Annotated in this window: 19 protein-coding genes and 2 riboswitches; of the genes, 18 read left to right on the forward strand and 1 reads right to left on the reverse strand. The window is 50.1% G+C overall.

The window, feature by feature from the left end:
• Positions 1–6: 6 nt before the first annotated feature.
• The 10 genes from AC4PHM_RS01420 (at position 7) to AC4PHM_RS01465 (ending at position 11,229) form a co-directional block, all read left to right on the forward strand.
• On the forward strand, positions 7–699 hold the full coding sequence (locus AC4PHM_RS01420) for a response regulator (protein WP_492019122.1): 693 nt from the start codon (positions 7–9) through the stop codon (positions 697–699).
• A gap of 104 nt (positions 700–803) precedes the next feature.
• Positions 804–1,970 carry a DUF4317 family protein gene (locus AC4PHM_RS01425; protein WP_492019123.1) on the forward strand — a complete coding sequence of 389 codons (1,167 nt, stop codon included), beginning with the start codon at positions 804–806 and terminating at the stop codon, positions 1,968–1,970.
• A 35-nt stretch (positions 1,971–2,005) separates the two neighbouring features.
• Entirely contained in the window at positions 2,006–4,555 is a 2,550-nt protein-coding gene (locus AC4PHM_RS01430) for an ATP-binding cassette domain-containing protein (RefSeq protein ID WP_492019124.1), read from the forward strand.
• 15 nt (positions 4,556–4,570) lie between these two features.
• Positions 4,571–5,488: a patatin-like phospholipase family protein gene (locus tag AC4PHM_RS01435; protein ID WP_492019125.1), complete on the forward strand. Its 918-nt coding sequence runs from the start codon at positions 4,571–4,573 to the stop codon at positions 5,486–5,488.
• A gap of 160 nt (positions 5,489–5,648) precedes the next feature.
• Positions 5,649–5,730: riboswitch (cyclic di-GMP riboswitch) on the forward strand.
• 145 nt (positions 5,731–5,875) lie between these two features.
• On the forward strand, positions 5,876–7,744 hold the full coding sequence (locus tag AC4PHM_RS01440) for a hypothetical protein (protein WP_492019126.1): 1,869 nt from the start codon (positions 5,876–5,878) through the stop codon (positions 7,742–7,744).
• A 197-nt stretch (positions 7,745–7,941) separates the two neighbouring features.
• Positions 7,942–8,133 (forward strand): YwbE family protein, encoded by a 192-nt coding sequence (locus AC4PHM_RS01445; protein WP_492019127.1) that lies wholly within the window; start codon positions 7,942–7,944, stop codon positions 8,131–8,133.
• A gap of 20 nt (positions 8,134–8,153) precedes the next feature.
• A complete protein-coding gene (locus tag AC4PHM_RS01450; protein WP_492019128.1) occupies positions 8,154–8,804 on the forward strand; it encodes a DsbA family oxidoreductase in 651 nt (216 codons plus the stop codon).
• Positions 8,805–8,919: 115 nt separating this feature from the next.
• Positions 8,920–9,693, forward strand: coding sequence for a nitroreductase family protein (locus tag AC4PHM_RS01455; RefSeq protein WP_492019129.1), 774 nt, complete (start codon positions 8,920–8,922; stop codon positions 9,691–9,693).
• 48 nt (positions 9,694–9,741) lie between these two features.
• The gene (hisC, locus tag AC4PHM_RS01460) at positions 9,742–10,842 is read left to right on the forward strand and encodes a histidinol-phosphate transaminase (protein ID WP_492019130.1); all 1,101 of its coding nucleotides are present in this window, start codon (positions 9,742–9,744) and stop codon (positions 10,840–10,842) included.
• Positions 10,843–11,025: 183 nt separating this feature from the next.
• Entirely contained in the window at positions 11,026–11,229 is a 204-nt protein-coding gene (locus AC4PHM_RS01465; RefSeq protein ID WP_330583746.1) for a cold-shock protein, read from the forward strand.
• 172 nt (positions 11,230–11,401) lie between these two features.
• Here the strand turns inward: AC4PHM_RS01465 and AC4PHM_RS01470 are convergent, their stop codons facing one another.
• Positions 11,402–12,436, reverse strand: a complete 1,035-nt coding sequence (locus tag AC4PHM_RS01470) for a LacI family DNA-binding transcriptional regulator (RefSeq protein WP_492019131.1) — start codon at positions 12,434–12,436, stop codon at positions 11,402–11,404.
• A gap of 373 nt (positions 12,437–12,809) precedes the next feature.
• Between AC4PHM_RS01470 and AC4PHM_RS01475 the strand changes: the two genes are divergently transcribed.
• The 8 genes from AC4PHM_RS01475 (at position 12,810) to AC4PHM_RS01510 (ending at position 19,862) form a co-directional block, all read left to right on the forward strand.
• Entirely contained in the window at positions 12,810–13,988 is a 1,179-nt protein-coding gene (locus AC4PHM_RS01475; RefSeq protein ID WP_492019132.1) for a Gfo/Idh/MocA family protein, read from the forward strand.
• Between the two features lie 122 nt (positions 13,989–14,110).
• Positions 14,111–14,410, forward strand: coding sequence for a nitrous oxide-stimulated promoter family protein (locus AC4PHM_RS01480; RefSeq protein WP_492019133.1), 300 nt, complete (start codon positions 14,111–14,113; stop codon positions 14,408–14,410).
• A gap of 270 nt (positions 14,411–14,680) precedes the next feature.
• Positions 14,681–15,199: a sigma-70 family RNA polymerase sigma factor gene (locus AC4PHM_RS01485; RefSeq protein ID WP_492019134.1), complete on the forward strand. Its 519-nt coding sequence runs from the start codon at positions 14,681–14,683 to the stop codon at positions 15,197–15,199.
• Positions 15,192–16,139, forward strand: coding sequence for a hypothetical protein (locus AC4PHM_RS01490; protein WP_492019135.1), 948 nt, complete (start codon positions 15,192–15,194; stop codon positions 16,137–16,139). The genes AC4PHM_RS01485 and AC4PHM_RS01490 overlap by 8 nt, the downstream gene beginning before the upstream one ends.
• Positions 16,140–16,331: 192 nt before the next feature.
• Positions 16,332–16,421: riboswitch (SAM riboswitch) on the forward strand.
• A 68-nt stretch (positions 16,422–16,489) separates the two neighbouring features.
• Positions 16,490–17,197: a methionine ABC transporter ATP-binding protein gene (locus AC4PHM_RS01495; RefSeq protein WP_492019136.1), complete on the forward strand. Its 708-nt coding sequence runs from the start codon at positions 16,490–16,492 to the stop codon at positions 17,195–17,197.
• Positions 17,198–17,202: 5 nt separating this feature from the next.
• Positions 17,203–17,850 (forward strand): methionine ABC transporter permease, encoded by a 648-nt coding sequence (locus AC4PHM_RS01500; protein ID WP_492020438.1) that lies wholly within the window; start codon positions 17,203–17,205, stop codon positions 17,848–17,850.
• Positions 17,851–17,877: 27 nt separating this feature from the next.
• On the forward strand, positions 17,878–18,711 hold the full coding sequence (locus tag AC4PHM_RS01505) for a MetQ/NlpA family ABC transporter substrate-binding protein (protein ID WP_492019137.1): 834 nt from the start codon (positions 17,878–17,880) through the stop codon (positions 18,709–18,711).
• A 155-nt stretch (positions 18,712–18,866) separates the two neighbouring features.
• Positions 18,867–19,862 (forward strand): macro domain-containing protein, encoded by a 996-nt coding sequence (locus AC4PHM_RS01510; RefSeq protein ID WP_492019138.1) that lies wholly within the window; start codon positions 18,867–18,869, stop codon positions 19,860–19,862.
• Positions 19,863–19,927 lie beyond the last annotated feature (65 nt).

Consider the following 19,927-nt stretch of genomic DNA (forward strand, 5'->3'; position numbering starts at 1 on the left):
TCTGTGGTGGATAGAACTAAAATTCTCGTTATTGAGGACGATCAGTATATTTCCAATTTTATTGCTGTTTCGCTCGTGAAAAGTAATTATGATGTGTTCGTCTCGTCGACGGCGGCGGAGGGGCTGTTTTTGTTTTCCTCTCATCGGCCGGATTTAATTCTTCTGGACCTGGGGCTGCCGGATCAGGACGGCCTTGAGATCATCAAAGCCCTTCGGGAATTCTCCGATATTCCTATTCTGGTCGTCTCCGCCCGGGGACAGGAGTTTGATAAGATCGAAGCCCTGGACCTTGGCGCCAACGACTATATTTCAAAGCCTTTCCATATGGGCGAGCTCATGGCCCGCATCCGCGTCGCGGAGCGGTATTTGTCCGCTGGCTCTGGAGCCTCCCAGGAGACGGAGTTCATCTGTGACTACCTTCATGTGGATTTCGAAAAGCGGCTTGTTTTAATCGATGGTCAGGAAATCCACCTGACCCCGCTCGAGTACAAACTTCTGCTGCTCTTGATCGCGAACCGCGGCAAAGTACTGACCCACAATTATATTGTGAAAAAGATCTGGGGTTATGAAAATGAGAGCGACACCAAGAGCGTGCGCGTGTTTATGGCCAATTTGCGCCGCAAGATTGAGAAGGACTCCGCCAAGCACCGGTTTATCATGACCGAGGTGGGCGTGGGGTACCGGTTTTCAGATGAATAATTTTAGAATTTAGCCGATGGTGTCGGGATTGACCACCATCGGCTAAATTTCTTTTTTTGTGGTATATTATTAGGTGAGCAAGATTCATCCAGTGGAGGGACAACATGAACAAAAAAGACATAGCCGCATTCAAACGACAGCTCAAAGAGGATGGCAAAGTGACCATAACACACCTTGGCCGCGTGTTCGCCATGGGGGAATCCAAGGACATCATCTACCATGAAGCCGGAATGTTTTCCGCTTGTGACGAGGCTGAGCAAGACTTATATTTTTCGAATTTTAAAAAGCTGCTGACGGGGGCTATGGACGTGAAGCTCTTCGATCTGCCCTTCAATCCGGTTCCGGCAGCGGAGTCCCTGGGGCAAAGATTTCTGTATGACATGCTGCTGGACGATACCATGGCAGGTTTTGAGGCCAAGGCGGTTCAGATCATGGAGAAAATAGTGGGAAGCGCAGTTTATGACGGGGACCTGGTGGCCAATTTCATCAAGGCAGAGTATCTGAAGCCCTCCAGGAAGGACACGCCTTTTGGCGAAGAGGACTATAGCGGCGCAGGGGACACGGATTATAAGATGAAGTTCATCCTGTGCAGCATCAATAAGATTGAGAGCAGCGAAAAGTCGGTGCGTTTTGATTACAGAGACAGGCGATTTACGGTGAACCACGACCTGAATGCCGTTCTGAATCTGAATGTGCCCCTCGAGGGTTTCATGTTTCCGTCGATCACGGACGATGCCGTGGACGTCAATAAGGTGATTTACAGCACCTCGAAGGCGGATCAGCTCAATGAAGGCCTGATCGATTTCGTGCTGGACGCGGGCTACACTCGTACTGCGAAAGAGGAAAAAGAGCAGTTCGACACCCTCATCAAGGCCATGGTCGGGGATAAAGCGAAGGCGGAAGTCGTGAAAAACATCTATGAGACAGTGGATATGGCGATTCTGGAGCAGGCAGAGGAAGAGGTGCCTGTGGTCGAGCTCGCTGCCCTGGAAAAGGTCTTGAAAGGCAATGGCATTGACACGTCGCGCTTTAATGTGGTCGCCAGCGAGATCGCCGGTGACGCGACGCATTTCAAGCCCGCCAACGTGGTGCCGGGATACAGGAAAAAGTCCATGAAGATTTCAACTTCCACGGCGGACATTGTCATCAGTCCGGAAAATCTGGATCTGCTTCGGCAGGTGGTGGACAGACAAGGACGCAAGTGCCTGCTGATTCAAGTGGACGAAGACGTTGAAATCAACGGCATCAAGCTGGAAGTGGAAACGCTCTGATATTAATAAACGAGGCTTTGCAGGAGGCGTTGTAAATGAACGGCTGGATTAAAATTGAGGGTGCCCGGGAAGCCAATTTGAAAAATATCAGCCTTGAGATTCCAAAGAATCAGCTGGTGGTGTTTACGGGTCTCTCCGGATCGGGGAAGTCGACGCTGGCTATTGAAACCCTGTATCAGGAATGCCAGAGACAGTATTTAGAGGCCATAGGTTATCAGGGCATTCAGAAGCCCAAGGTCGACACCATTACAAACCTGTCCCCCGCTGTCAGAATCACGCAAAGCGCCTACAACCGCAACCCCCGTTCCACGGTTGGGACGGTGACGGACATCTACACTGACCTCAGAATGGTTTACGAAAAACTGGCCGAAAGAACCTGCCCAAAATGCGGTGCTCTGATCAAAGCGTCAGAATGCAAGGAAGAATTCGTCAAGATCGAGGAAGGATTCAAAATTTACATGTACTGCAGTCAGTGCGGTCATAAGATGGACAAGCTGACCCGTTCTCATTTCTCGGCGAATACCCGTGAGGGGGCTTGTGAAACGTGCCATGGCCTCGGCGAGGTGTTGCGGATTTCTGAGGACCGGGTCATCGACCGTTCGCTTTCCCTGGAAGAGGGGGCGGTGGTTTTTTGGGATCACGCTTTTAAGGAATATCAAATAGCCTCCCTGAACAAGGCCTTCAGTTATTATGGCCTTGAGGCGACGGACGCGAAACCCGTTAGGTCATTCAGCGCCGGGCAACTGGCGCTGTTGCTGTACGGGGCAGAAAGCGACGAGGTCCGGCGCCTGTATCCCGACCGTCCGGTGCCCAAGAAGGTGACGGAGGGCAGATTTGAAGGCGTCCTGACCACCCTTTGGCGGCGGCTCTCCGAAAAGGGCGGTCTCACGGAGGCTCTGGATCCCTATTTCCACTCTGAAACCTGTGAGGCTTGCCACGGCGAGAAGCTCACTTTTCTCAGCAGAAACGCGACCGTCATTGAGACCCGGCTTCCGGTACTATCCACCCTATCCCTGGAAGCGCTGCGGGCATGGCTCTCACGCCTTGGAGAAAGCCTGGGTGAGCGAGAAAAGACCCTGATTGAGCCCTATCTTCTGGATCTTGAAACCAAGATTCGGCGGATTGTCCAGGTGGGCCTGGGCTACCTGTCCCTGGACCGTCAGACTATGACCTTGTCCGGTGGTGAAGGCCAGCGGATCAAACTGGCCGCGGTGCTGGATTCTACCATGTCCGGGCTGATCTATATCATGGACGAGCCGACCATAGGCCTCCACGCCAAGGATACGGAGGGCATTCTCAGAGTGCTGAAATCCCTCAGAGACCTTGGCAATACGGTTTTGGTCATTGAACATGACCCGGAGGTGATCCGGGCGGCGGATTATATTGTGGATCTTGGACCGGGCTCAGGGAAGCTGGGCGGCGAGGTTGTGGGTTTTGGCACGGTGGATGCGCTTCTGGCTCAGCCCAAGTCGGTTACCGGTCGCTATTTGAACCGGGAGAGGCCTGTTCTGACAGTGCCGAAGCGGAAGGCCAAAGGCTATTTTTCGGTTCTGAATGCGACGCGTTTTAATTTAAAGCAGGTGGACGTCCATTTTCCTGTAGGCTGTCTCACGTGTGTCACCGGAGTTTCCGGATCGGGGAAGTCGACGCTGATTTTTGAGGTGCTGGCGGCTGGGGCTTCAGATCGGTTGAAAGACAAGGGCTCTGCCGATGGTTCCGTTGCTCAAATCGCTGCCTCAGCTGAAGGTGGTGACACCATCGGCCAAAATGAAAACCAAGTTGCGGGCACAGAGGTCTTTGATGAGATCATCACTGTAGAACAGACACCAGTGACGCGCATGAAGCGCTCCAATGTCGCGACATACTCCGGGCTCTATTCGGAAGTCAGAAAGATCTTTGGCGCCCTCGAAGCGGCGAAGGCTCAGGGGCTGGATGCCAGACATTTTTCATTCAACACCAAAGGCGGACGGTGTGAGCACTGCGAAGGACTGGGCTTTGTAGAGAGCAACATGTTGTTTTTTGAAAATATTGATGTGGTCTGCCCGGTGTGTGACGGCAATCAATTCAATGAGGAAGTGCTGTCTGTGACCTATCAGGGACACTCGATCAAGGCTGTGCTCAGGATGACGGTCGTCGAGGCTATGGCGTTGTTCCACGACCGCGGCAAGCTGCTCAAGATTCTCACATTGCTGGATGACGTGGGACTTGGCTACCTGGAGCTCGGTCAAACTTTGACGACCCTTTCCGGCGGCGAGGCCCAGAGGCTGAAACTGGCCAAGGAGCTGATTTCCAGTGAGGGGAAGAACAACCTTTATTTGATCGATGAGCCCACAACGGGACTTCATCCCCTGGATGTCGAGAATTTTCTGATGATCCTGAACCGAATGGTGGAGGCCGGGAATACCGTCGTCCTCGTCGAGCACAATCTTCAGGTGGTCGGTGCCTCGGATTGGGTGATTGATCTTGGACCATTGGGTGGCGCACAAGGCGGTCAGGTTGTAGCAGCGGGAACACCGCTGGAGGTTGCCGTGAATCCGGGGTCCGTAACCGGCGCTTATTTGGGCATAGCATTTGCTGTTGAGTAAGGAGTTTGACGACTTATGACCAATAAAGAAGAACCATTAGATCAATTGGAAAGCAATATCAAAGATACCGCGTTGATTTTTGAAGGCGGAGGCATGCGGGCCAGCTATACGGCCGGTTTTCTCGTCAACTTGCTGGAAAATCAGCTTTATTTTGACTATGTTGCAGGGATCTCGGCCGGTGCCAGTCACAGCGTTAATTACCTGTCCAGGGACATTGAGCGTGCGAAGCGCTCCTTTGTGGATCTGGTGCGGGATCCGGAGTTTGGCGGCTGGAAGTCTTTTTTCAAAGGCGAGGGTTACTTCAGGTCGGACTATATCTATGAGCAGACACCCGTTCGGGGCGGCGCGCTGCCTTTTGACTTTGAGACTTTTCAGAGAAACAGCGCGCGACTTCGTATTGGGGCGTTTGATCGAGACAGCGGCGAATTTGTGGTGTTTAAAAATGAGGATATTCATGAGATCCATGACCTGATGAAAATTGTCAGAGCCTCCTCGTCTATACCAATCTTTATGCCTCCGACCCGCTTTGGCGGTCAGGTTTTGGTGGATGGCGGCATAGGCCCCGGAGGGGGAATTGCACTGGATATTGCGAAGCAGGATGGCTTTAAGAAGTTCTTTGTCATTCTGACACGTGAAAAAGGGTACAGCAAAAAACCGCCGAAGTTTGGCGGTCTGATTAAATCCTATTATCGTCGGTATCCGCTGGTGGTCGAGGCCATGTTTGACCGCTGCGCCACTTACAACAGGACCCTTGAAGAACTTAAAGAGCTTGAGTTGGAGGGCAAGGCCTTTTTGGTCTATCCGGATCAGATGCCCATTTCCAACCGTGAAACGGACTATGAAAAACTTGCTGCGAGCTATCTGCTGGGCTATGTTCAGGGCAAGCGGGACGTGGCGAAGTGGGTAGACTGGCTGCGCGAGGGAAGTTATTAATGCCTGATATGGGGAAGCATACAGCCGGCTGGCGGCAGCGGTGACACTTGCTTTGGCGGGTAGTTTGAACTGCGACCATCGGCAAAATGCTCTGAAAACGATTAAAGGCGATCAAAAATGGTATATATATCATGAGATCCACGCTTTCTATGAAGCGCCAGTTACATAAGGAGGCTGTGAACCAAAGTCTTATTTGGACGCTTGATCTTTGGGGAGCCGGCAGCGTAACCGACCTTTGTAGGTCGGTTTTCTGTTGGACTGGAAGGAACAAAAATGAGCAATTATGAGTCTAACAACTAAGTGATAACGATTATTAATGAACGTTGTCACGTGGATCGGTCTTATCCAATTTTGCTTATAGGTTTAAACTTATTGGAGGTGACTATAATGAGTGCTTTTACCCGTTCAATCTCTAAAGTTTTCGAAAGTGCAATCGGAACTTTCAAGACTTTTCCAGCGTCCATTGCCAGCGCCGTGGGCTTCGCCGTGGTCACCATGATCCGGATTCAGCTGGATTGGCCTGAACAGGAAGCGTACAATTTCCTGTTCAACTGTCTGCATCTCGCCTTTGCGGTAGGTGCCATCTTCAGTCTTGCGGCCATAACGGCGGCAAAGGTCAAATTTAACACTGCCAAGGCGTTTCTAATCGCGAACCTGCTGGGTGTGGCTTCAGTCATTGTAACGTTCCTGCTGCTGTATTTCTTTGGCGGCAGTGAGCCGGACCGCTGGGCAAATATGATCGTCAGAGTTTCCGGCTTGGCGGCTGCCCGTGTTTCCGTGGTCATAGCGGTCAGCGTGCTCAGTTTCATTATTCTCGCGGCGAAGCCCAAGGAACAGTCGGACTTCTCCCGTGCGTTTTTAATGACGCATAAGGCGTTTTTCATTGCGCTGATCTATGGCGCGGTCATCATGGCTGGCACCTCCGGTGTGGCCGGGGCCGTCCAGGCACTGCTTTACAGGCAAATGAGCAGCAAGGTCTATCAATATATTGGGACAATAGTAGGGTTCCTGACCTATACCATTTTTGTGGGCTACTTTCCGGACTTCAGGAAGGGTGTAGTCGACGACAGACGCGAAAATCTCCAGAAGCAGCCACGGTTTATTGAAGTCTTGTTTGAATTTATCATGATCCCAATAGCCTTGGCGCTGACCGTGGTTCTGTTGATTTGGACTGGAAAGACGCTCGTAGCCGGCCAGGGGGCATCCTTCATGCGGCTTGCCGGGATTGCTACCAGTTATGCGGTGGGGGGCATTTGGCTTCATATTATGGTGACCCACAATACGTCGAATTTGGCGAAATTCTATCGCAGGTTCTATCCGTTTGCAGCGCTCCTGATCCTCGCCTTTGAGGCTTGGGCACTGATTGTACAGCTGAATCGCTTTGGGATGAAAAGCGTCGAGTATTCTTTCCTCCTCATGTGGATTGTCTCTGTGGCAGCGGTGGTGCTTTTAATTCTCAGGAAGGGTAAAGCCCATGTGCTGATTGCACTTTTGGTCTCAGGGGCCGCTTTGGTGTCTGTATTACCGCTGGTGGGCTATCATTCCCTGCCTGTCAGATCTCAAATCAGCCGTTTGGAAAATTTGCTGGTTTCAGAAAATATTCTGAGGGACGGTGCACTGGTGCCGGCGGTACAAGAGCCTGAACGATCCGTAAGGGAAGCTATTACGGATTCGGTCACCTTCCTTGCCTACGCAGAGAGTGCGAAACTCCCTGCGTGGTTCAGCAAAGAACTTGGCCAACCTAATAGTTTTAAAACACAGTTGGGATTCGAACAGATCTGGCCGGATCCTGAAGACTACTTTGGAGAAGCGCCTCAGGAAGTTATGGGGGTCTCTCTCATGCTGGCGAATGGCGCCTTTGAGATTGAGGACTACCGCTGGGCAGTCAAACTTCAAAATGTTGAAGGAAAGGTACCTGGCAGCGCAGTCACTGTAGTGGAAGGCGACAGGGGAACCTACAAAATCAACTGGATTGTCGACTCTATGAGCGGTATGCCAACCCTTGAAATTATGCTAAATGATCAGGTTATTCTGGAAGAGAGCATGCGTGCTTATTTTGACCGTATCTCAGCAAATTACGAACTGAGTTCTCGATCTTATAATGAAGGAACCCTTGAAGAAATGAGCCATAAGTTAGAGAGCCCTGAAATTGAAGTGCTGCTGGTCTTTAATAATATTGACTTCAATGTCAATGTCAAAGAAGATCAGATGCATTACTGGATCAACCTGGACATGATGTATATGCGTGAGAAATAGATCCATCATTCTTGACATGGAGGGGGTTTGAGGGTGACACCTTCTGACGCCCCTTCATGATTCAGGAAGAGGATCAGTGCCCACCTATTTGAGAATGGTGCCGGTGAAAGTCAGTCATTGACTTCACATTGACACCATTTTTCCTTTAGTGTGAAATTGGCTTGAGAATTGGAGAAGAGAAGGATTGTGATCTAAATATGGTAAACTATAGTAAAAGCGAGATTAAAATAGGTTCCAAAGTGCGGATCGTCCAAAAACAGGATCAGCGCAGCGGTGCTTTGACTGAGGGGGTCGTCCAGCGGATCCTGACGAAATCACCAGCGCATCCCCACGGCATCAAAGTTATGCTTGAGAATGGTCTGGTTGGAAGGGTCAAAGAAATATTATAAGGGTGAAGGAGAGTAAAATTATGGATGGCAAGCGTAGAATGAAAATAGAAATTTGGTCTGATTTTGTATGTCCTTTTTGCTATATGGGTAAGAGAAGGTTTGAAGAAGCCCTGAGGCAATTTGAGCACCGGGAAGCAGTTGACGTCGTGTTTAGAAGCTTTGAACTGGATCCCAACTCAAGGCGGGATGTCAGTATCAATCTTGTAGATCACCTCGTGGTGAAATACAATATTACAAAGGCAGCAGCGAAGGCAAACATTGAAAATGTCACCATGCAGGCCAAAATGATGGGACTCGACTATCATATGGAAGAGGCAATCCAAACCAATACGTTCGATGCCCATAGATTGACGCATTATGCGAAAACAGTCAATCTGATGGATGAAATCACTGAGAGACTGATGAAGGCGCATTTCACAGAAAGCCTCAATATAGGCGACCATGAAGTTCTGATGACCCTTTCAGAGGAAGTAGGGCTGAATGGGGAAGAGGTTCAGAAGGTGCTGAGCACAGGTCAGTTTGGAGAAGAAGTACGCCGTGATCAGCTAAGAGCCCGTGAGCTTGGGATCAGAAGCGTGCCGAACTTCTTAATTGATGACCGGATCTCCGTTTCGGGCGCTCAGCCTATCCGGGTGTTTCTGCAGGCCCTAGAAGAAGCTTGGGGTAAATAACAGTGTGTGGATGAGGGCGTCAGCGGCCTTTGGCCTATTGATCCCGCTTTTCATCTTAAGCGTCAGGCAACATTTAACTGATTCAACAAACAATATTGTCAAGCGGAGGCTTACTATGATTAACCAGGAGCTCTACCAAAATATTTACAAGCGAAAATCTGTACGCAGGTTTGATCTAACCCCATTGCCAGAGTCCGTACTGATGGAGGTCAAAGCTTTCGCCGAGTCGGCGGTGCCATTGATTGATGACATCAAGTACGAATTCACTTACCTGAGTGCCGGTGATGTCAAAAATCTCCTGCCTATCAAAGCCCCACATTATATTTGCCTCTATTCGGAGGCAAAGCCTAATTATCTTATGAATGCGGGCTATCTGCTCCAGCAAATTGACCTGTACTTGTCCCATAAAGCGCTGGGCAGCTGCTGGCTGGGGATGGCGAAACCCAGTAAGCAGGTTGCACTCCAGCAGAATGGGCTTGATTTTGTCATCATGCTCGCTTTTGGCGCGCCCAATGAGCCCGTTCACAGAGAACGGCCTGACGATTTTAAGCGAAAGCTGCCCCACGAAATGTCGAGTGTGACAGGTCATGACGCGCTGGTGGAGGCGGTGAGACTGGCACCATCCGCCTCAAACTCCCAGCCTTGGTTTGTCAGTGGGACTCCTGAGGGCTTGATCCTCAGCCGTGAAAGGCTCAATATGCTCCGCGGGGCTCTCTATGGCAAGATGAATCAGATCGATATTGGGATCGCGCTGCTGCACCTGGATATGGCGGTCAGGCACCACGGCAGACAGGCTATTTACAGCTTTTCACCCCAGGATGTGCCGGGTGAGGTCCCTCAAGGCTATGAATTCATGGTCAGGGTTGAGACGAAGGCGATTGACGAGTGAACTGAAGGCGTGGTAAGATGCTAAAAAACAGAAAAGGTGCGGTTCTGTATGAAAAATTTCTTAAGCCAGCTGGCACTTGGTCTAGAGCCCTACATTCCCGGCGAACAGCCGAAAGATAAAAAGTATGTCAAACTGAATACCAACGAGAATCCTTATCCGCCTTCCGAAAAGGTAGAGGCGGCTATTCGAAGTGTACCCATGGATCAGCTGCGGCTGTATCCGGATCCGGAGTCGACGGATCTGCGCGTTACCATTGCGGACTACTTCAACAGCCTAATGGACTGCGAGTCGGCGATCCTCACCGCGACCAATGTCTTTATGGGCAACGGTTCCGACGAGGTCCTGGCCTTTGTGTTTCCTGCGTATTTCACCGGTCGGTATATTGTGTTCCCGAATATTACCTACAGCTTTTATCCGGTTTACGCGAATCTGTTCCAGACGGAGTACAGGGAAATTCCGCTTCTTGAAGATTTTTCCGTCAGAGTGGATGATTACTTGGATTTGGCTTCCAAAGGCGATTTGGGTGCCGATGGGATCCTCATCCCCAACCCCAACGCCCCAACCGGCCGCGCCTTAACTAAAGCTGAAATTGAACAGATCGTCGCCTCCAATCCAGACATTGTGGTCGTTGTGGATGAAGCCTACATCGATTTTGGCGGTGAATCTGCGGTAGATCTCGTGCCTAAATACGATAATCTGCTGGTGGTTCACACCTTGTCAAAATCCAGATCCCTGGCTGGCTTGCGTGTCGGTTTCGCCATAGGCAGCGATCAGCTGATCGACGGCCTCAACAGGGTCAAAAACTCCTTCAACTCCTACACCATGGACCGGATTGCTATGGCAGGCGCCAAGGCTGCGATCCTGGATCACGATTACTTCAATGAGACTCGAAACCGGATTATCAACACACGGGAGCGCGTTGTCGCCAGACTGAAGACAATGGGTTTTGAGGTGGTGCCATCCAAGGCCAATTTCATCTTTATCAGCCATGAGACCAAGGCGGCAGCAGAACTGTTTTCCGGACTGAGGGAAATGGGAATCCTGGTGCGCTATTTCAAGAAGCCGCTCATCGACGATCATCTGCGGGTTTCCATAGGTACGGACGAAGAGATGGATCAGTTCCTTAAGGCTTTGGAGTCCTTGATTTAAACATTGAAAATAACATTTGACATTGTGGTCTCTGCGTGTTAGTATGAGTTGTTGCTTAAATGAAGAGCAAATGATTTGACAAATGGTTTTAGAATTGGTGTCCGTTCAGTTGGGCCCTCTGATTTTAAAAGTCTATGTTATTTTCATTGCCAAGGTTTAAGACTAAAAAATTAGGAGGTACCTATTATGAATGGTACAGTAAAATGGTTTAACGCAGACAAAGGCTTCGGCTTTATCACAGATGAGAATGGCAAAGACGTCTTTGCTCACTACTCACAAATCAATGCTACTGGTTTCAGAGCATTGGAAGAAGGCCAAAAAGTAACGTTTGACGTTGCTCAAGGTCAAAAAGGTCCACAAGCTGAGAATATCGAAATCGTAAGATAGTCTTTGAGACCAAAGCCCCTGTGCCGTATGGCACAGGGGCTTTTTAATGTTTTCGGATCCTTTTCTGACGAGAAAACCGGGTGTCAATAGGCAAAAGGCCGCTGACACCCGGTTTTCAATTTGAAGAGAGAAACTGGGTGTCAGGGAAACTCGGTGTCTGACACCCGGTTTCTCATTTGAGGTGTTCCCCCGACGATTCCCTCAGAACCAGCTCGGTGGGCATAACAATGCTCTGGATGGGTATGCCGGGATTTGAGATCCGGCTTTGCAGCAGCTCAACTGCTTTGGCGCCCTGAAGCCTTGGGTGGGCGGTCACTGTGGAGAGGGAAGGGCTGAAGGAAAGTCCTTCCGGAATGTCGTCAAAACCTACGACTGCGACATCCTTTCCGGGCATAATCCCTCTGGCTTTGAGCGCCATCATGGCGCCTATGGCTATGGTATCGTTGTAGGAAAATAGGGCGGTTGGCGGATCCTGGAGATTAAAGAGGTGCTCGATCAGGTTGGGCGCTTCATCCCGGTTGCACAGACTTTCCGGAGTAAGTTCAGGGTCGAATTCGATCCCAAATTCATTCAGCGCCTGCTGATACCCTTGAAGGCGGCCATGCCAGGTATAGAGCTGGCGGTTGCCGCCTATGAACGCAATACGCTTGTGTCCTAGGGCCAGCAATTGCCTGGTGGCGTCGTACCCCCCCTGGACATTATCAACTCCAATATAATCACAAGGCAGATCAGGGAATAAGCGATTGATCAACACTACCGGAATCCCAAAACGCTGAATGCGCTGAATCACCTCACTGCTGGTACCCGGCGCAGCGAAGAGCAATAAGCCGCTGATCCTGTACTCGAGCATCATGGAGATCATTCTATCCTGCACCTCGCAGGAGTCAAAGGTGGTTCCAAGCAGTGACGTCTGCTCTGTTTCGTTAAGTTTTTGCTGAATGCCAATCAATAGTTCCGTATAGAAAGGATTCACCAGATCCGTCACTATGATGCCAATTGCGCCCGAACCGGCAGTGCTTGAGCGAAGGCTGGCCGCGCCCCGGTCGTAGACGTAGCCCAGTTCCTCTATTGCTTTATAAACCTTTTGGCAGGTCGCTTCAGGGATGCTCGGGTTTCCGTTAAGGGCCATAGAAGCCGTCGTCAGGGAGACGCCTGCATGGGCCGCAACTTGCTTTAGGGTCACGCGTTTTTGCGTGGATTTTTTCATGGGATCACCTGCTTAATATGAATTGGTAAAGCATATATGCCGATGGCATCGATACTCAGCTCGTCGTCCATCTCACGAAGCGCTTATTCAGCGCGCTTAAAATCATAAGTCTGGAGGTTTACATCATTATACTCGGTTTTGAGAGACTGTGTCAAAGAATTTACTGAAACGATTCAGCGGTTCGTAATTGACAATTTAATAACTTTCTATTTCGTTGTTGAACCCAATTGACAAACGGAACCTGCCCGCTTAAAATACTATTAAAACGATTTACTGAAACGATTCAGTAAATCGTGTATAAACATGGTCAACCGTCATTATGTATTGACATTTTTGGGATGCACGAAAAAGTGAAAGCTCAGGAGGGGTTCAAATGGCGAAAAGGGAAGTGACTATTGCGCTGGTGGGCGGAGGTTACGGCGCGGTCCTGCACCTTAACGGTTATGAAAAAATTCATGGTGTGGATGTCCGAATCAAGACGCTGGTCGACGTCGATGTTGAAAAGGCTTTGGCACTCAAAGAAAAGTACGGCATTGAGCAAGTTATCACAGATTATAAAGAAGCCATCAATGACCCTGAAATTGACATCATTGATATTGTAACCCCGCCGTCGCTTCACCCTGGGATGGTTTACGACGCCATGGGTGCCGGAAAGCACGTCATCTGTGAAAAGCCATTTACAGGTTATTTTGGTGAGACAGGTGATCCGGAGCTGATTGGCAAAAACGTCTCAAAACGCCAAATGTTTGAAGCTGTCTGCAAAGAGCTGGAAAAGGCCAAAGAAATTATCGAGGCCAGCGGCAAGCATTTCATGTATGCTGAGAACTTTGTCTATGCGCCAAACATCAGAAAAGCCGCAGACTTCATTACTGCCAAAGGCAGCCGTATTTTGTTCATGAAAGGAGAGGCCAGCCTCAAAGGATCCAGTTCGGCAGTCGCGGGACTCTGGAGTAAAACCGGCGGAGGGCCGCTCATGCGTAACGCGATCCATCCGCTGACCGGCATGCTTTGGCTGAAGAAGACTGAGGCTGCCTCAAAGGGCGAGGACCTGAAGGTGGTCAGTGTCACGGCGGATGCCGGGTATGTGGTTCCTACGCTTACCGAGGAAGAACGCAGGCACCTCAGCGCCAACCCTGTGGATGTGGAGGACACCATCACCGTCACCTTGACCTTTTCGGACGGGACGAAAGCCCTGGTCATAGGCTCGGATACCTATCTGGGCGGAACGAAGACCTATATTGATGTCTACGCGAACGATGCGACCTTCAATTGCAACGTCGCCCCTACGGATTACTTCCAGACCTATTTCCTGGATGAGGAGAAGATTGAGGACATTTATCTGGCGGAAATGATTCCGAACAAGCTGGGGTGGAACCGCTCCTTTGTGTCGGATGAAGTTCTCAGAGGCTATACTGGCGAGCTTCAGGATTTTGTCGAGTGTGTCGCCTTTGACCGCCGCCCGGTCAGCGACTTTGATCTGGCAGCGGAAAGTGTGAAGCTGGTGTACGCCGCTTACCTCTCGGCGGAGGAAGGCAGACGAATTGACCTTTAGGAGAATTGTGGCGATTTGGGACCATCGGCAGAGCTTTTGTTTTTGCCGATGGTTTTTTTATCGTTCAATATTCCATGGTTTACCTGGATTTTAAATTGGTAAATATGTAAAAGGTGATTTCTATGGACAAGGACAGAATAGAGATGGAAAAAAGAGTCGTGAATAAAATGATCGACATCTACTGCAAAGGGCATCACAATAAGGCATCCGTCTGCACTGAATGCAGCGCATTGACATCTTACGCATTAACCCGGTTAGAGCAATGCAAATTTGGGTCTGAGAAACCGTTTTGCTCTAAGTGCCCAGTGCATTGCTACAGCCCTGAGATGAGGGACCGGATCCGGGATGTCATGCGGTATTCAGGGCCTAGGATGCTGTTTTATGAACCCATAGCGGCGATGCGGCATTTGGTGGGGAAGTAATGTGGCGGAAGAAGGGGTTGATAGGCACCCGCCGCAGACACCTTCTTCCACCTTCAGCGCCTTTGGCCTTTTGACCCTGTCTTCTTCATCTATCCGGGCGGGACCAAGACCAATATTACTGTTATGCATATGACGCGACCTTTATGAGGAAGTGTGGGATGATGGGACCATCGGCAGAAATATTTGCTGATGGTTTTTTATTCTAATGGTGAAACCTTTTGATCGTCTCGAAGGTCTAATGGGTGAATTTTAAAAGGTGGGATCGAATAGGTGTTTGGAAAAAAGAAAAATCAGCTTCAGGATAGGGAAGCAGTCCTGATCCAGTTAATACAAGAAAATAAACTCCAGCTTTACCGTATTGCATACAGCTATGTCAAGAATGAGCATGATGCGTTGGACGTGGTTCAGGAGGCCACATACAAGGCCATTGTCAATCTGGTAAACCTGAAAGAGGATGCTTATATGAAAAGCTGGCTGATCCGGATCCTGATCAATTGTGCAGTGGATGTGCTCAGAAAAAAAGAAAATGTAGCGCAAGTTCCTGAAGTCTGGGAAGTACAATCCGTTCATCAGGGCATTGATACAGAGGCTGTTATGGATTTGAGAGAGGCCATTCAGGGAATGGATGAGACGCAGAAAAAACTGATTCATCTGAAATACTTTGAAGATCTGAAGCTCGAAGAAATTGCAGGAATTATGGAAATGCCGCTGGGTACGGTGAAGAGCCAACTGCACAGAATAGTGAAGCGGCTGAGAATTGAGTTAAAGGAGGTCGAAGTGTTTGAATAAGCGAATTCAAGCATTAAATCATATGAAAATGGATTATCGTGAGTTAAAGGTACCTGAGCAATTGGATGAGGTCATAAATAATGCGATTCTTGAGGGGCAGCGTGACAAGCAGACTGCGACACAAAAAATTAATTCAGGCGACCGGAAGTCTTCGCAGGCGCCTAGGCGTGTCCTTTATGCTGCAGCTGCAGCGCTGTTGATTTTTGTAGGCAGCCTCAATGCTTCACCCATGTTCGCAAGTAAATTGTCAGAGATCCCAATTTTGGGTCAGTTGGTCAAAATACTGACTTTCACAGATGGCAAGGCAAGCGGCGGAATGGTTACAGATGGCACTGACATCAGTGGAATCAGCACTCAAACTCAAAACGGAAAGGCGCAGTTCGTCATCCATTTCGACCAGGACGGCGCGTCACAAGACCTTGCCAGTGCCTATAAGGTCGTCTATGCGCATAAGCCTGAAACTCTGTTGTTTGAAATCAGCGGGGTCAGAATGCTCTCGGCGATAGAGGATTTTGAAAAAATTAAGGAGAGTCCGCTTGTAACGGCGGTCTATCCTGTTGTCACGCTGGATGATTCCACGGTCCGCTTCATGATTGTGTTTGCGGAGTCTATTTCATACGAAATACGCGAAATGGCGTCACCTGCAAGTCTGGTGGTGGAGGTAGAAACGTCTTCTGAGGCAACAACAGTTTTAGAGCGCTACCGAGTTCGAACTGTGGACATGCCGCGTGGCGAAGGGCTTGCGATCTTGGAAGAAACCATCATGAATCAGTATCCACAGCGCAGGATTTTGCCTTCTGTGACGGAAAGTGACCTCTTTTTCATGGAGATTGGGCAGCTGGATTCTGAAGCTCTTGCTGCTGAAATGCTGGATGAGATTAGAGCATTGTATCCAGGGATGGAGGTTTTCGTTGAGAAGACTGAGACTCAACAGGATTAACTAATTGAGTTTAAGGGCAGCCGGGAGGCTGCACTCAGGAAGAAGGATGCTGAATTGGTCTTAGAGGCCTCTGGCCTATTGATTTCCAATTCAGCATTCTTCATCTTGAAAAGAAAAAATATTCCGACTATTTCACTTGAGTATTGCAAAACATTTTCAGATGTGTTAGTATTCATTTCAACAACTTAAACAGCCATATCAAGAGTCAGGGGAGAGAGTCAGCTCGATGATCCTGCGCCAACCTGCCGTAAGGCAAGGTGGTACTGCTGACAGCGATGGGGCAACACGGTCTATAAACCTCTTCGCTGTGATGCGCTTGAGGTTTTTTTATTTGGCAGAGGAGGAAAAAAATGATTAAATTTCAAAATATAACAAAAAAATTTCGACAAGCGAACGGCGCGGACTTTCAGGCACTATCGCAAATTTCTCTGGAGATCGAGAAAGGCGAAATCTTTGGGATCGTGGGAAAAAGCGGCGCCGGAAAGAGTACGCTGATCCGAACCATCAATGGCCTGGAGCAGCCGGACCAAGGGGAAGTGCTTATTGGCGGCGCGGATATTACACGGATGACCCTGCAGGCGCTGAGAAAGCAGCGCAGAAACATAGGCATGATCTTTCAGGGCTTCAATCTTCTCAGTTCAAGAACAGTTCGGGATAATGTAGCCTTTCCACTGGAAATTGATGGTGTTGATAAAATCGAAATTGAGCGTAGGGTAGAGGGGCTCCTCAAGGAAGTCGAGCTTTGGGAAAAACGGGATTCTTATCCGGGGCAGCTCAGCGGCGGACAAAAGCAAAGGGTGGCTATAGCCCGGGCGCTGGCGTCGAATCCGGAGATCCTTCTGAGTGACGAGGCAACCAGCGCCCTGGACCCTGAGACTACCCAGTCCATTCTGAAGCTGCTGCTGAAACTGAGGGATCAGCGGGGTCTGACTATAGTCATGATCTCCCATCAGCACGACATTATGCATCAGGTCTGCGACAGGATTGCTACAATTGAGAATGGGGTAATAACAGGGATTAAGTCAAATGCGAAATTCAGAAAGGAGGCGAGCGCGTGACTCTGATGAAATTGCTTATTCAACCTACGCTCGAAACGATCTACATGGTGGTTTTGTCCAGCCTCTTTGCGCTGGCCATTGGACTCGGTATAGGCATTTTACTTTACCTGACTCCCAAAAATGGACTTTATCCGAAGCCGCTGCTTTACAGCGTTCTGGACGGGGTGGTCAATGTGTTGAGATCTTTCCCTTTCATCATTTTGATGATTCTGCTGTTCCCGCTGTCCAGGGTGGTGGTGGGGACGACCATTGGCACAACGGCGACAATTATCCCGCTGGCAATTGGCGCTGCGCCATTCGTTGGGCGGGTGGTGGAAAACGCCCTCAAAGAAGTGGATGATGGCACAATTGAAGCCGTGGTCGCCATGGGCGCGACCCACTGGCAGCTGGTGACCAAGGCGCTGCTGCCGGAAGCGCTGCCGTCCCTGATCCTGGGGATGTCGCTGACGGTCATCAACATCATAGGCTACTCAGCTATGGCGGGGGCAATAGGCGGCGGCGGTCTGGGGGACCTGGCCATCCGGTTCGGGTTTCACCGCTTTCAAACGGATGTCATGATCGCCGCGGTAGCGGTCATCATCCTGCTGGTGCAAGGCACCCAGTGGATTGGAAACTTCGCGGCGGGGAGAATCCTCGCGAAGCGTTCATCATAATAAACAGAAACCAGGAGGTTAACCACTATGAAAAAACAATCTTTGTTATTGTCACTCATCCTCATCCTTGCCCTTGTCCTGTTCGCGGGATGCGGCGCCAACACTGAGACAACAGCTGCGGAAACACCGGCTGCTGCTGAAACCACCGTTCTGAAGGTCGGCGCAACGCCGGTACCTCACGCAGAGCTGCTTGCTCTTGTGGCGGACGACCTTCTCGCTCAAGGCATTGAGCTCCAGGTCGTCGAGTTTACCGACTACGTCAAGCCCAACCTCGCTCTCAATGACGGCGAGCTCGACGCCAACTTCTTCCAGCACCAGCCTTACCTGGATGACTTCAACGCAGAACATCAGACTGAAGTCGTCTCCGCCGGCAACGTTCATGTTGAGCCTCTTGCCCTCTATTCCGAGAAAGTCGAATCAGCCGACGCGCTGCCGGAAGGCGCCGTCATTGCCATCCCGAGCGACGCGGTCAACGGCGGCCGGGCGCTGATCCTGCTTGAAGCCAACGGCCTCATCACCCTTTCCGAGGACAGCGGTCTCGACGCGACAGAGCTCGACATTGTTGAAAATCCTAAGAACTTAAAGTTTAAGGCCATTGAGGCCGCTCAATTGCCGCGTGTCCTCCAGGATGTCGATGCTGCGGTAATCAACGGCAACTACGCCATTGAAGCAGGTCTAAATCCTGTGGCTGATGGTCTCCTCGTCGAAGGCGCAGAGTCTCCATACGCCAATATTTTGGCGATCAGAGCCGGCGAAGAGAACAACGAAGCCCTCAAAGCACTTCTCGCAGCCCTCCAGAGTGAGGAAGTCAAGGCGTTTATCGAGTCAACCTATGAAGGCAGTGTGGTTGCAGCGTTTTAGCACTGAGCCATTAGAGAAATTTAAATAGGGGTACCTCTTGGTAGCATAAAAGTGGTAAGATGGGAAAAAGAAGGATAAACTCGGTGTCAGCGGCTAGTGCCTATCAAACCCGAGTTCCACCACCCTTTACTCATTGTGACCAGGAGGCTGATCCAATGCCCTTAAAGTTTGTTCGAAATGACATTACCAAAATGAAGGTGGACGCCATTGTCAATGCGGCCAATACAGGACTGCAGATGGGCGGCGGTGTGTGTGGTGCCATCTTTGAGGCGGCAGGACCAAGAGAGCTCCAGGCCGATTGTAACCGTATAGGCAGCTGTGCCGTGGGCGGCGCGGTGATCACCCAAGGCTACCGGCTTCCGGCAAAATTCGTCATTCACGCGGTTGGACCCATCTGGCAGGGTGGCGGGAACAGGGAAGAAGAGCTCCTGAGAAGTTGCTACATCCGTTCCATGACGTTGGCCGTAGAAAGTAATTTACATTCGATCGCCTTTCCTTTGATTTCCTCAGGCATTTACGGCTATCCAAAAGAGGAAGCCTTACGCGTGGCTATAACGGCCATCAGCGAGTTTTTAATGAAGCATGAGCTTGAGGTATACCTGGTGCTGTTCGACAAGAAGGCGTTTGTCCTGAGCCAGAAGCTGGTCGAATCGATTGATCAGTATATAGACGATCATTATGTGGATGAGCACAGTATTAGAGAAAGCAGCCGCAGTTTGCGGGAGTTTGACATTAGTTCTATGGACTACATGAATCGCCCCTCGGCATCCATTAGTAAACAGCTCTCTCTGGAGGAGCGTCTGGACCGGCTGGACGAATCATTTTCAGGAATGCTCCTGAGGCTGATCGACGAGAAGGGCATGACGGACGTGGAGGCCTACAAGAAGGCCAACATTGACCGGCGCCTGTTTTCGAAGATCAGAAGCCAGCCGGAGTACAGCCCCAGCAAGGCGACAGCCATTGCCTTTGCCATTTCCCTCAGACTGGACCTGGGAGAGACCAAGGAGCTGCTAAGCAAAGCAGGCTACACCCTGTCCCGCAGCAGCCGCTTTGACCTCATCATCTCCTATTTCATTGAAATGGAAATCTACGACATCTTCAAAATCAACGAGGTCCTGTTCGCCTATGATCAAGCGCTGCTCGGCGCGTAAGGATCAAACCTGATTTCGATATATTGGCGCGTTTTAGAAAGTTTAAATTGTCGCTTCCAAGGCGA

The sequence above is a fragment of the Acidaminobacter sp. QWL-03 genome (assembly GCF_058683855.1).

What these genes read in the sequence shown, in the direction of transcription:
- AC4PHM_RS01445 (WP_492019127.1), top strand. Translation starts at nt 7,942, where the DNA reads ATGGTAAACTATAGTAAAAGCGAGATTAAAATAGGTTCCAAAGTGCGG.
- AC4PHM_RS01470 (WP_492019131.1), bottom strand. Translation starts at nt 12,436, where the DNA reads ATGAAAAAATCCACGCAAAAACGCGTGACCCTAAAGCAAGTTGCGGCC.
- AC4PHM_RS01510 (WP_492019138.1), top strand. Translation starts at nt 18,867, where the DNA reads ATGCCCTTAAAGTTTGTTCGAAATGACATTACCAAAATGAAGGTGGAC.
- AC4PHM_RS01495 (WP_492019136.1), top strand. Translation starts at nt 16,490, where the DNA reads ATGATTAAATTTCAAAATATAACAAAAAAATTTCGACAAGCGAACGGC.
- AC4PHM_RS01440 (WP_492019126.1), top strand. Translation starts at nt 5,876, where the DNA reads ATGAGTGCTTTTACCCGTTCAATCTCTAAAGTTTTCGAAAGTGCAATC.
- AC4PHM_RS01430 (WP_492019124.1), top strand. Translation starts at nt 2,006, where the DNA reads ATGAACGGCTGGATTAAAATTGAGGGTGCCCGGGAAGCCAATTTGAAA.
- AC4PHM_RS01435 (WP_492019125.1), top strand. Translation starts at nt 4,571, where the DNA reads ATGACCAATAAAGAAGAACCATTAGATCAATTGGAAAGCAATATCAAA.
- AC4PHM_RS01500 (WP_492020438.1), top strand. Translation starts at nt 17,203, where the DNA reads ATGAAATTGCTTATTCAACCTACGCTCGAAACGATCTACATGGTGGTT.
- AC4PHM_RS01475 (WP_492019132.1), top strand. Translation starts at nt 12,810, where the DNA reads ATGGCGAAAAGGGAAGTGACTATTGCGCTGGTGGGCGGAGGTTACGGC.
- AC4PHM_RS01480 (WP_492019133.1), top strand. Translation starts at nt 14,111, where the DNA reads ATGGACAAGGACAGAATAGAGATGGAAAAAAGAGTCGTGAATAAAATG.
- AC4PHM_RS01505 (WP_492019137.1), top strand. Translation starts at nt 17,878, where the DNA reads ATGAAAAAACAATCTTTGTTATTGTCACTCATCCTCATCCTTGCCCTT.
- AC4PHM_RS01425 (WP_492019123.1), top strand. Translation starts at nt 804, where the DNA reads ATGAACAAAAAAGACATAGCCGCATTCAAACGACAGCTCAAAGAGGAT.
- AC4PHM_RS01450 (WP_492019128.1), top strand. Translation starts at nt 8,154, where the DNA reads ATGGATGGCAAGCGTAGAATGAAAATAGAAATTTGGTCTGATTTTGTA.
- AC4PHM_RS01455 (WP_492019129.1), top strand. Translation starts at nt 8,920, where the DNA reads ATGATTAACCAGGAGCTCTACCAAAATATTTACAAGCGAAAATCTGTA.
- hisC (WP_492019130.1), top strand. Translation starts at nt 9,742, where the DNA reads ATGAAAAATTTCTTAAGCCAGCTGGCACTTGGTCTAGAGCCCTACATT.